We start from the raw sequence: 11,568 nt of genomic DNA, 5'->3' as shown, positions 1-11,568 counted from the left end.
CGCGGCACAAGGCCGCTCCTACAGGGAATGCGAACGCTATCAGGGCACGCGATCCCTTGTAGGAGCGGCCTTGTGCCGCGAAAGTGGCGCATAGCGCCCCCGAATTCAATGCTGCTTGGCCTGCTTGATCCTCAGCAGAATCACCAACAATACCAGCAGCACCGGAGGCGCCATGGCCAGCAATCCATCCCGCGCCGTCAGCCCCAACCCCAGCACATTCAGCCCGCCATACAGCAGCTTGAACAAATTCAGCAGGTAGTAGGTGATGGCAATGATCGACAGCCCCTCTACCGCCCGCTGGATCTTCACCTGGGCATCGGCCCGGGCATTGAGGCTGCGCAGGATCTCGGCGTTCTGTTCTTCCATTTCTACCTGAACACGCGCCTGCAACAGGTCGCCCAGGTTCGCCACGTTTTTCGCCAATTGCTCCAGCCGCTGCTCGGTCGCCGCGCAATAGCGCACAGTCGGCTTGAACCGACGCTCGATGAACACCCCCAGGCGCTGGCAGTCGCCTACATGGCTTTCCCGCAGCTCGCCCAGGCGTTCGAACACCAGTTGCGCATAGGCCTGGGTGGCGCCGAAGCGGTGGCGGGTTTTTACCGTGTGGCTGACCACCTGGCGTGACAAGTGGGCAATGGCGTCCAGTAACCCTTTGGAGTCATGGCCGTCCCCCCCGGCACTGCGCTCCGAGAGGCTGACCAACGTCTTGTCGAAAGTATCCAGTTCTTGGCTCAGAGCCTTGGCCGTGGCCAGGGTCAGCGAGGCCATCATGCGGTACGTCTCGATTTCCAGCAGACGGCGGATCATGCGGCCCTGGCGGTAGGCATTGAGGCGGCGGTTGATGAACAGGAAACGGTTGGTACCATCTTCGGTCAGGCGGAAATCGCTCCACACCACCGCATCGCCCCCGCCAACGCACGAGCCGCACGGATCTTTGAAACCATAGCGAGGCAGGTCAAGCCCCTGTTCGTCACGCACCAGCACCTGCACGGCGTTGATCACCTGCGCCACCTGCGGGGCGATGGCTTCGGCCAGCACGGGAGGCAGGGGCCGCCATTCGGTGTCGGTGGCAGCGCACGGCACCACCAGTGTCAGGGTGAAGAACTCGGTGTGGCGTTCCCACTTGAACGGGTGGCCATCCAGGCAGGTGATGCCTTGCGCGGCAGCGGTGTCCAGGGCCTCCGGGCAGCAGCGTTGCAGCAGCGCTGCACAGGCAGCATCACCGCCGAGCAAGGCCAGGTGGAAGACATACGCCGGGCCGTCGAAGTACAGCGACGGGCGGGCGTGCAGTTCGTTGTGCAAGGCGGTGCGTTGAGGGTGCATGGGTGGTCCGGCCTGGTGTTGTGATTGTTGGGGTACCAGGAAGTGGGACTTTGCAGCGGGCGGAGAAAGTCACGCGGGGCGGAGTTTTGTTCTACCTGTACCGGCCTCTTCGCGGGTGAACCCGCTCCCACAGGTTCAGTGCAATTTTCAAGGACAGCACCGTACTTGTGGGAGCGGGTTTACCCGCGAATGGGCGGCAACGCGGCCCCTTGCGATATCAGCCGAGGCAACGCGTCACATGCTTGACCGATTGGTAGGCCGACAACCCCCAAGGCCCCAGCTCACGGCCGATGCCGCTACCCTTGGTACCGCCCCACGAGGTTTCGACGAACACCGCCTGCACCGAGTTGATCCACACGTGGCCAACCTCCAGGGCATCGGCCACGCGCTCGGCACGCGCCAGGTCGGCAGAGCACACTGTTGCGACCAGCCCGAAGCGGCTGTCGTTGGCCTCGGCAATCGCCTGTTCCTCACTGGCAAACCGCCGTGCGCACAGCACCGGGCCAAAGATTTCCTCGGTCCACAGGCGGCTGTGTTTCGGCACGTCGGTATACAGCGTCGGGCTGACGAACCAGCCGTCACGGTCAAGCGCCTTGCCACCGGCCAGGCACTGCAAGCCTTCTTCCCGGGCCGTGGCAAAGTAACCGGCCACTTTCAGCCACTGCGCCTGGCTGGTCAGCGGGCCCATGTCGACCTCTTCGGTCAACGGGTTGCCAACCCGCAGGTTTTCCAGTGCCGCCTGCAAGCGTGGCAGTAGCGTATCGGCAATACCGTTCTGCACCAGCAGCCGTGACGTGGCTGAACACATCTGTCCGGCGTTCCAGCTGATGCCGGCGACAATCCACTCTACCGCCTGGTCGACATCGCAATCGTCAAACACCACGATCGCCGACTTGCCGCCCAGCTCCAGCGTCACCGGCCGGCACTGTGCCGACGCACTGCGCATCACCTGGCTGCCGACGCTGTTGCTGCCGGTGAACGACAGTTTGTCCAGGCCATTGTGATTGCTCAGCGCGGCGCCGGTCTCGGCCTTGCCGTTGACGATGTTCAGCACCCCCGCCGGCAGGCCCAGAGCGTCGGCAATCTGGCCGTAGGCCTGCTCGATCAGCGGGGTGACCTCCGATGGCTTGAGCACCACGGTGCACCCGGCAGCCAAGGCCGGCGCGAGCTTCCAGGCGCTGGTCACCAGCGGGAAGTTCCACGGTACGATCAGGCCGACCACACCCACCGGCTCCAGGCGGGTGCGCGCAGTGAAGCCTGGGGCGGCCAGCGGGACGTCGCGATGCTTCGCAGGCAACTGCTCTGCGAGCTCGGCGTAGTAGCCGAAGGTGGCGATGGCGTCATCCAGGTCGATTTCCGCCTCGTGACGGGGCTTGCCGTTGTTGCGCATCTGCAAGGCGATCAGCGCTTCACGGCGCTGCCCGAGCTGCTCGGCAAAGCCGCGCAGGAAAGCTGCACGTTCGCTGGCGCTGGTGCTTTTCCAGGCGGGCAGGGCGCTGCGGGCAGCGGCTACGGCCTGGTCGACCTGGGCCACGCTGGCAGCCATGAACTCGGCGAACGGTTGCCCCAGCGCAGGGTCATTGACGCTGATGCAGTCGTTGCCTTGGCCTTCGACCCAGCGGCCGGCGATGTAGTGGGAGTTGGTCATGGTCGGTTTCCAGTCAGGCCATTTCGGCAGTGGTCACAGGCGTGTGCGCGGTGCTTTTGCACCGCACCCAGCGCGGGCCCTGGGGGCCATACACGCCCGCAGGTTCAGGGAACAGGTTGAGCAGCAGCAGGTACAGCACGCCAGCCAGCCCCAGGGTGACCGGCAGGCTCAGGTCGATGCCGCCGGCCAGGTCGCCCAGCGGGCCGACGAACTGCCCGGGCAGGTTGACGAAGCACAGGCCGACCGCCGCGCTGGGGAGCCACGCCCCCATGCCGCGCCAGTTCCAGCCATGCTGGAACCAGTAGTGGCCACCACGCTGGCCGCGGGTGAATACCTGCAGGTCATCGGCGTGGTAGAAGCCGCGGCGAGTGATCAGGCCGAGGATCATGATCACCATCCATGGGCTTGTGCAGGTGATGATGAGTACCGCGAAGGTCGACACGCTTTGCACCAGGTTGAAAGTGAAACGGCCGACAAAGATGAAGCCGATTGCCAGCACACCGATCAGCAGCGTGGCGCCGGCGCGGCTGAGCAGGCGCGGGAACACGCTGGACATGTCCAGGCCGGTGCCATACAGCGCAGTGGTGCCGGTGGACATGCCGCCGATCACCGCAATCAGGCACACCGGCAGGAAGAACCAGCTTGGCGCCACTGCCAACAGGCCACCCACATAATTATTGGCGGCGATGTAGTCCGGTGCCTGGGTCGCTACCAAGGTGGCGGTGCAAAGGCCGAACAGGAAAGGAATCAGCGTTGCGCCCTGGGCTGCTATCACCGCCAGCATGATGCGCGCCTTGGGTGTTTCACGCGGGATATAGCGCGACCAGTCGCCCAGGAAAGCGCCGAACGACACGGGGTTGCTCATGGCCAGGATCGCCGCACCGACGAACGCCGCCCAGAAGCCTGCCTGGCCAAGGTTGACGCTGCCTGCGTAGCCGGCATCGAACGGCCCGGCAAAGGCCACGATGCCCAGCAGGAACAGCAGGCTTGAAGCCCACACGGCAATCTTGTTCACCCACAGCATGAAGCGGAAGCCAAAGATGCACACCACCAGCACCAGCACCGCGAACAGGCCGTAGGCCAGGCCCAGGGTGAGGTCGGTTTCCGGCAGGCCGGCCAGGCGCTTGGCACCGCCGACCAGGGCGTCGCCCGAGCTCCACACCGACAGCGAGAAGAACGCCACGGCCGTGAGCAGCGACAGGAACGAGCCGACGATACGCCCGTGCACACCAAAGTGCGCGCCCGACGACACGGCGTTGTTGGTACCGTTGAGTGCGCCGAACAAACCCATCGGCGCAAGAATCAGGGCGCCCACGCCAACGCCGAGCAGAATGGCCCAAACGCCCGCCTGGAACGACAGGCCGAACAGCACGGGGAAGCTGCCCAGCACTGCGGTGGCGAAGGTATTGGCGCCGCCGAAGATCAGGCGGAAGAGGTCCAGCGGGGAGGCGTCGCGTTGATCATCAGGGATCTGTTCGACGCCGTTGGTCTCGATACCGGTCGAGTGGCTCATGGTGATGCTCCAGCGCGGTTGTTGTAGCCGGCGCAGTGCGCGGGCCTTCTTGTGGGTGCGATGGCAGGGCGGCAGGGCCGCGTAAAAAAGTGATCAGGCCGGCGAGACGACCGACAGGTGCTCGTGGCAGGCCAGCCACTGGTCACCCTGGCGGCGGAAGACGATAGTCTCGCGCTCGCTCATGCGGTGTTCTTCACCGGCGATGCGGATATGCGTGGCCACATCGTGCATGAAGATCGCCACATCGCCGTGCAGGCTCACGTGGGCATTGGCCGATTCGCAGGCGAGCACTGCAAACCCTTCGGCCTGCCACTGGGCCCAGAGGTCTTCGTAGGCACGGCGCGACAGCAGCGGTTGCGGCAAGGTGTGGAAAAGGAACGTCGCGTCTTCCCTGAAACAGGCGAAATAGCGGGCGGTGTCGTTGCTGGCGAACGCGGCAACGAGGTCGGCGGCGGCTTGGCGCACCTGAAGTGTCTGGTCCACGGGAGTGGCCTCACGGTTTTTGTGATTATGGTGAAGCGATTCTGGTGGCGGTTGGCGAGGGGAAAAATCGCTGAAGGCAAATAATCAGTTCAGGAATTTGTGAAGTGATGGCGGGGCGCAGGTTCTGCCCGGGCGCCACTCTGTGGGAGCTGGCTTGCCGGCGATGAGGCCAGTACAGGCAACAACAGGCGAACCGACTGACGGTCTGTCCCACCGTTCATCCTTGCCTACGCTGATACTCCCAACCCGCTGAAGCAAGGAGTTCACCGTGACCTTCCAATACAAGCGTCTGGACAAGAACAACGCCGCCGTACTGCTGGTCGACCACCAGGCCGGCCTGCTCTCGCTGGTAAGGGACATCGACCCCGACCGCTTCAAGAACAACGTACTGGCCCTGGCCGACCTGGCCAAGTACTTCAAGCTGCCGACCATCCTTACCACCAGCTTCGAGACCGGCCCCAATGGCCCGCTGGTGCCGGAACTGAAAGAGCAGTTCCCCGACGCCCCCTACATTGCGCGCCCCGGCAACATCAATGCCTGGGACAACGAAGACTTTGTCAAAGCCGTAAAAGCCACCGGCAAGAAGCAGCTGCTGATTGCCGGTGTGGTCACTGAAGTGTGCGTGGCCTTCCCGGCCCTGTCGGCGCTGGAGGAGGGCTTTGAGGTGTTCGTCGTCACCGACGCCTCTGGCACCTTCAACGAACTGACCCGTGACTCGGCGTGGCGGCGCATGGAGGCTGCCGGGGCGCAGCTGATGACCTGGTTCGGCGTGGCTTGCGAGCTGCACCGCGACTGGCGCAACGACGTCGAGGGCTTGGGTACCCTGTTCTCCAACCATATACCGGACTACCGCAACCTGATGACCAGTTACAACAAGCTGGCCAAGTAGCGCCTCCTCGGGGCTGCACCGCAGCCCCCCCTCAACCTGCAAGCGAAGCGGCAAACCGGTATGAATCGACCATACTGACTCTTCATTCGCCCTCAGGAGAGTGTCATGTCGAAGCCGTCCAGGAAGAAATCCACCCAGCAACAGCCAGAAAAACTGGGCGGCAAGGCCTACGAAAAAGCGCTCAAGCATCTGCATGTAGAGCTGGTAAAGCTGCAGGAGTGGGTGGTGGCCAAGGGGCTGAAGGTATGCATTGTCTTCGAAGGCCGTGATGGCGCCGGCAAGGGCGGCACCATCAAGGCCATTACCGAGCGGGTCAGCCCGCGGGTGTTTCGCGTGGTGGCGCTGCCGGCACCGACCGATCGGGAAAAAACCCAGATGTTCCTGCAGCGCTATGTGGGACATTTGCCCGCCGCGGGCGAGGTGGTGATCTTCGATCGCAGCTGGTACAACCGTGCGGGGGTTGAGCGGGTCATGGGCTTTTGCTCCGGCAACCTTGTCGACAAGTTTCTCGCCGGGGTGCCCGTGTTCGAAAAGGTCATGGTCGAGTCGGGCATCATCCTCATCAAGTACTGGCTCGAGGTCAGCGCCGAGGAGCAGACCCGCCGCCTGGAGGATCGCATCAACGATGGTCGCAAGCTGTGGAAGCTTTCGCCCATGGACCTCAAATCGTATACCCGTTGGGATGACTACACCCAGGCACGGGACGACATGTTCCAGGCCTCGGATACAGCCTGGGCGCCGTGGTTCATGGCGCACTCGGACGACAAACGTCGTGCCCGCCTGAACATCATCAGCCATTTGCTCAGCCGTATTCCGTACAAGGACATCACCCGTGACCGGGTGGTGAAGCTGCCCAAACGCGGCAAGGTCGGCAAGTACAAGGCCGTGGCCTACCCGTTCAAGGTCGTCGAAGAACGCTTTTGAACCCCTCCCTGTGGGGCGCTGCGAGGGTTAGCGCTCATGCCACAGGACGGCAGCCTGCTGCAGGCGACGGTGGTGGGACCGCCTTCGGAGTCGGCGTGAGTTTTTCGGAGGGGGGGAATCCGCGAAGCAGCCAGTACAAGGAACCTAAGGCTGCCAATCAACCCCACTTTCTTCCAGATAAGCATCCACAGCGGCACCCACTGTGGGGTGAAAGGCCGTCTCCCCCATATGCTGAAACAACTCGAACCGCCGCATCTTGTCCTTCACCGGGTCCTTCATCTCGGCAAACTGCAATTCCACCCCTCGAGCCTCCAGTGCCCGGTCCAGTTCGGCCAGCATGTCTGCCGAGGTGATGTCGATACTGGTCACTGGTTCCGCCGCTATTATCAGCCGCTGCACCGGCGTCGGCGACTCGTCCACGGCCGCCATCACGGTACTTTGGAACTGCTCGGCATTGGCAAAGAACAGCGGCGCATCCCAACGCAGCAGCACCAGCCCCGGAATACGTCGAGCCTGTGGATAACGCTGCACATCGTGGTAGCCCCGAGTGCCATCCACCCGGCCCAGCACTGCATGGTGCGGCCGCCAGCCGTCCCACAGAAACTCGATCACCGCGATTGCCACCGCAATGCAGATACCGGGAATGGCCCCAAACACCGCCACACCGACGAAGCAGGTGAACGACAGCCAGAACTCCCACTGTTGCATGCGGTTCATGTAGCCATAGCGGATCGGCTTGGACAGCAACTCGGTGATGAAGCCCAGGCGCAGCAGCCCGGCAATCACGCAGAACGCCCCGGCGATCAGCGCCATCATGCTGGCGATGGCGATTGCCCGCTGTGGGTCGCTGGCGGCGTGCTGCACCACCACCGCCAGGATCGGCGCGGCCAGCGCCGAATCCGGGCCCAGCACCAGGATTCGGCTGGGGCCGAACAGGGCGTAGACCAGCAACGGGATGATGGTGGCGTACAGGCCGTAGATTCCGGGTACGCCGGACGCTTCGGCGTAGGCAATGCCCACCGGTACCAGCATGGTGGTCAGCACCAGGCCGGCGGCGATGTCCTTGGCTAACCAGGCGCGTTGATAGTGGAGCAGGGTCACCAGGCCGGGTAGCCAGCGTTGCCAGTCGAAGCGCGTTGGTTCGGGCATGGTGCGGGCTCAGGGGAGGAGGGTGCTGAGTTTCAGCTTAGATGCTATGCCCCTAGAAACGAAGAAGCCGCGCAGGTGCGCGGCTTCTTCGTGTTGAGTGACCCGTCCTGAACAGACATTTCGCCTGTTTCAGGGCTGGGTCGTCTCTAGAGACGCTGTGAACGTCTGCTGAATCAGACGTTGAAGCGGAAGTGCATCACGTCGCCATCCTTGACGATGTAATCCTTGCCTTCCAGGCGCCACTTGCCGGCTTCCTTCGCACCGCTCTCACCCTTGAACTGGATGAAGTCGTCATAGGCCACCACCTCAGCGCGGATGAAACCTTTTTCGAAGTCGGTGTGGATAACACCAGCAGCCTGTGGTGCAGTGGCGCCGACGCGTACGGTCCAGGCACGTACTTCCTGCACGCCGGCAGTGAAGTAGGTCTGCAGGTTCAGCAGCTCGTAACCGGCGCGGATCACGCGGTTCAGGCCAGGCTCTTCCAGGCCCAGGGCCTCGAGGAACATGTCCTTCTCTTCGCCGTCGTCCAGCTCGGCGATTTCTGCTTCGATCTTGTTGCACACCGGTACAACGACCGCGCCCTCTTCCTCGGCAATGGCCTTGACCACGTCCAGGTGCGGGTTGTTGTCGAAGCCGTCTTCGGCGACGTTGGCGATGTACATCACCGGCTTGCTGGTCAGCAGGTGGAAGCCACGGATGACGGCTTTTTCGTCGTCAGCCATGTTCTTCATCAGGCTGCGTGCAGGCTTGCCTTCGGTGAAGTGCGGGATCAGCTTTTCCAGAATGGCCTTTTGCGCCAAGGCTTCCTTGTCGCCGCCCTTGGCGTTGCGGGCTACTTTCTGCAGTTGCTTTTCGCAGCTGTCGAGGTCGGCGAAGATCAGTTCGAGGTCGATGATCTCGATGTCACGCTTGGGGTCGACGCTGTTGGAAACGTGGATCACGTTTTCGTCTTCGAAGCAGCGCACCACGTGGGCAATGGCGTCGGTCTCGCGGATGTTGGCGAGGAACTTGTTGCCCAGGCCTTCGCCTTTCGAGGCACCGGCAACCAGGCCGGCGATATCGACGAATTCCATGGTGGTCGGCAGGATGCGGTTTGGCTTGACGATTTCAGCCAGCGCAGCCAGACGAGCATCAGGCATCGGCACGATGCCGCTGTTTGGCTCGATGGTGCAGAAAGGGAAGTTCTCCGCCGCGATGCCAGACTTGGTCAGGGCGTTGAACAGGGTGGACTTGCCGACGTTGGGCAGGCCGACGATGCCGCAATTGAAACCCATGGGTATTCCCCTCTCTAAAGGAATCAGGCCTTCTGGCTGTGCAGCTCGCGCATCGCCTTGGCAAAGTCGCCGGCAAGCACGTCCGGCAGCACGCCGAGGGCAAAATCGATGCTGGCGTCGAGCTTCTCCTGCTCGGCGCGCGGCGCGCGGCCCAGGACGAAGTTGGATACCAGTTTGGCGTCACCCGGGTGGCCAATGCCAAGCCGCAGGCGGTGGAAGTCGTTCTGGTTGCCGAGCTGCGCGATGATGTCGCGCAGGCCGTTATGCCCACCATGGCCGCCGCCGCGCTTGAGCTTGGCAACGCCCGGAGGCAGGTCGAGTTCGTCGTGCGCCACCAGGATTGCTTCCGGCTTGATGCGGAAGAAATTGGCCAAGGCCGCCACGGCCTGGCCGCTGCGGTTCATGTAGGTGGTGGGGATCAACAAACGAACGTCGTTGCCCTGATGGCTGAACTTAGCCGTCAGGCCGAAATATTTTTTGTCAGCAGTCAGCGATACACGCTGGGCGCTGGCAATGCGTTCAACGAAAAGAGCCCCTGCGTTATGCCGGGTCTGTTCGTATTCGGGGCCGGGGTTACCCAGGCCAACGATCAACTGGATGGCGGTCACGTCAGGGGCTCTTCCTTGGAGTTGGTGGGTCACAGTGCGCGCGGCACTGTAACCCGATCAACGCCGGCGTGCGAGTGGATTACTCGGCAGCGCCTTCTGCTTCTGGAGCAACGCGTGGAGCGTGAACGTTGGCAACAGCTTTGTCATCACCGTGGGCCAGAGCTACGAACTCTACGCCTTTCGGAGCTTTCAGGTCCGACAGGTGGATGATGGTGCCGATTTCAGCGTTGGCCAGGTCAACTTCGATGAACTCAGGCAGGTCTTTGGCTTCGCAGGAAACTTCGATCTGCGATTCAACGTGCGAGATCTCGCCGCCTTTCTTGACCGGTGCTTCTTCGTTGATGAAGTGCACTGGAACAACAGCGGTCAGCTTCTGGCCAGCAACGACGCGGATGAAGTCAGCGTGCATGATGAACTGCTTGGCCGGGTGACGCTGCATGGCCTTGACGATGACGTTTTGCTTGACGCCGTCAACGTTCAGCTCGATCACGTGGCTGAAGGCAGCTTCGTCTTCGAACAGCTTGGTGATTTCCTTGGCCAGGATGGTCAGGGATTGAGCTTCTTTATCACCACCGTAGACAACGGCAGGGATGCTCAGCGCATGACGCAGGCGGCGGCTCGCACCTTTCCCCAGGTCAGTACGCGCTTGGGCGTTCAGGATAAAATCAGTCATTTTGTTTCTCCAAAATAGCCCCCCGAGAGCGTTTGCGACCAGCGCCAACGGGGATGGCAAAAAAGCCCCGCCCCAACACATGTTGGGGCGGGGCGCTTCACATCAACACGCGTTCCGCTTAGCGGAACATCGCGCTGATCGATTCTTCATTGCTGATGCGGCGTACCGCTTCAGCGACAACCGGTGCGATATCCAGCTGGCGGATACGGTCACAGGCTTGAGCAGCGGCGGACAGCGGAACGGTGTTGGTCACCACCAGCTCGTCCAGTACCGACTTCTCGATGTTCTCGATCGCGCGGCCCGACAGGACAGGGTGCGTGCAGTAGGCGTAAACCTTGGCAGCGCCGTGTTCTTTCAGGGCTTTGGCCGCGTGGCACAGGGTGCCGGCGGTGTCGACCATGTCGTCTACCAGGATGCAGGTGCGCCCTTCGACGTCGCCGATGATGTGCATAACCTCGGAGTGGTTAGCCTTTTCGCGGCGTTTGTCGATGATACCCAGGTCGACACCCAGGGACTTGGCGACTGCACGTGCACGCACGACACCACCAATGTCCGGGGAGACGATCATCAGGTTCTCGAAACGCTGGTCTTCGATATCGTCTACCAGTACGGGCGAGCCGTAGATGTTGTCGACGGGGATATCGAAGAAGCCTTGGATCTGGTCAGCGTGCAGGTCGACGGTGAGAACACGGTCGATACCCACGACAGTGAGCATGTCAGCGACAACTTTGGCGCTGATGGCTACACGTGCCGAACGCGGACGGCGGTCCTGGCGGGCATATCCGAAGTAAGGAATCACGGCGGTGATTCGGGATGCTGAGGAACGGCGGAAGGCGTCGGCCATCACTACCAGTTCCATCAGGTTATCGTTGGTCGGGGCACAAGTCGGCTGAATAATGAAAACGTCTTTACCGCGAACATTTTCATTGATCTCAGTGCTGATTTCGCCGTCGGAGAACTTACCGACAGAGACGTCACCGAGAGGGATATGCAGCTGACGTACGACACGCCGAGCCAGATCGGGGTTAGCGTTCCCCGTAAAGACCATCATCTTGGACACGCGCAGTACCTGAAGGCTGAGGGT

11 protein-coding genes are annotated in these 11,568 nt (G+C 62.3%); 2 read left to right on the top strand and 9 right to left on the bottom strand.

Going from position 1 to position 11,568, the window contains the following annotated elements; translation table 11 throughout:
• Positions 1 to 105 precede the first annotated feature (105 nt).
• The 4 genes from CKW35_RS10705 to CKW35_RS10690 all read right to left on the bottom strand — a co-directional run bounded on the left by CKW35_RS10705 (position 106) and on the right by CKW35_RS10690 (position 4,967).
• Entirely contained in the window at positions 106 to 1,323 is a 1,218-nt protein-coding gene (locus CKW35_RS10705) for a DUF3422 domain-containing protein (protein ID WP_095115867.1), read from the bottom strand.
• A gap of 217 nt (positions 1,324 to 1,540) precedes the next feature.
• Positions 1,541 to 2,971, bottom strand: a complete 1,431-nt coding sequence (locus tag CKW35_RS10700) for an aldehyde dehydrogenase family protein (protein ID WP_095115865.1) — start codon at positions 2,969 to 2,971, stop codon at positions 1,541 to 1,543.
• 13 nt (positions 2,972 to 2,984) lie between these two features.
• Positions 2,985 to 4,484 carry a cytosine permease gene (locus CKW35_RS10695; RefSeq protein ID WP_016484854.1) on the bottom strand — a complete coding sequence of 500 codons (1,500 nt, stop codon included), beginning with the start codon at positions 4,482 to 4,484 and terminating at the stop codon, positions 2,985 to 2,987.
• Between the two features lie 93 nt (positions 4,485 to 4,577).
• Positions 4,578 to 4,967: a nuclear transport factor 2 family protein gene (locus tag CKW35_RS10690; RefSeq protein WP_095115863.1), complete on the bottom strand. Its 390-nt coding sequence runs from the start codon at positions 4,965 to 4,967 to the stop codon at positions 4,578 to 4,580.
• 268 nt (positions 4,968 to 5,235) lie between these two features.
• On the opposite strand from CKW35_RS10690, the gene ycaC reads away from it, so the two are divergent.
• Positions 5,236 to 5,856: an isochorismate family cysteine hydrolase YcaC gene (gene ycaC / locus CKW35_RS10685; RefSeq protein ID WP_016484856.1), complete on the top strand. Its 621-nt coding sequence runs from the start codon at positions 5,236 to 5,238 to the stop codon at positions 5,854 to 5,856.
• A gap of 105 nt (positions 5,857 to 5,961) precedes the next feature.
• Positions 5,962 to 6,780, top strand: coding sequence for a polyphosphate kinase 2 (gene ppk2, locus CKW35_RS10680; RefSeq protein WP_023048692.1), 819 nt, complete (start codon positions 5,962 to 5,964; stop codon positions 6,778 to 6,780).
• Positions 6,781 to 6,924: 144 nt separating this feature from the next.
• Here ppk2 and CKW35_RS10675 read toward each other — a convergent pair whose 3' ends face one another.
• From CKW35_RS10675 to CKW35_RS10655, 5 genes are all read right to left on the bottom strand, one after another.
• Positions 6,925 to 7,929: a SulP family inorganic anion transporter gene (locus tag CKW35_RS10675; RefSeq protein WP_023048693.1), complete on the bottom strand. Its 1,005-nt coding sequence runs from the start codon at positions 7,927 to 7,929 to the stop codon at positions 6,925 to 6,927.
• Between the two features lie 173 nt (positions 7,930 to 8,102).
• Positions 8,103 to 9,203 (bottom strand): redox-regulated ATPase YchF, encoded by a 1,101-nt coding sequence (gene ychF / locus CKW35_RS10670; protein ID WP_095115861.1) that lies wholly within the window; start codon positions 9,201 to 9,203, stop codon positions 8,103 to 8,105.
• A gap of 23 nt (positions 9,204 to 9,226) precedes the next feature.
• The gene (gene pth, locus CKW35_RS10665) at positions 9,227 to 9,811 is read right to left on the bottom strand and encodes an aminoacyl-tRNA hydrolase (RefSeq protein ID WP_009686183.1); all 585 of its coding nucleotides are present in this window, start codon (positions 9,809 to 9,811) and stop codon (positions 9,227 to 9,229) included.
• A 79-nt stretch (positions 9,812 to 9,890) separates the two neighbouring features.
• A complete protein-coding gene (locus CKW35_RS10660) occupies positions 9,891 to 10,484 on the bottom strand; it encodes a 50S ribosomal protein L25/general stress protein Ctc (RefSeq protein WP_016484861.1) in 594 nt (197 codons plus the stop codon).
• Between the two features lie 118 nt (positions 10,485 to 10,602).
• Entirely contained in the window at positions 10,603 to 11,544 is a 942-nt protein-coding gene (locus CKW35_RS10655; protein ID WP_003247410.1) for a ribose-phosphate pyrophosphokinase, read from the bottom strand.
• Between the last annotated feature and the right edge of the window lie 24 nt (positions 11,545 to 11,568).

It is taken from the genome of Pseudomonas sp. Irchel 3F3, assembly GCF_900187545.1.
In the GTDB taxonomy this organism is placed as follows: domain Bacteria; phylum Pseudomonadota; class Gammaproteobacteria; order Pseudomonadales; family Pseudomonadaceae; genus Aquipseudomonas; species Aquipseudomonas fortuita.
Note: the sequence above shows the minus strand (reverse complement) of the source record. Positions and strands in the feature narration are given on the sequence as shown.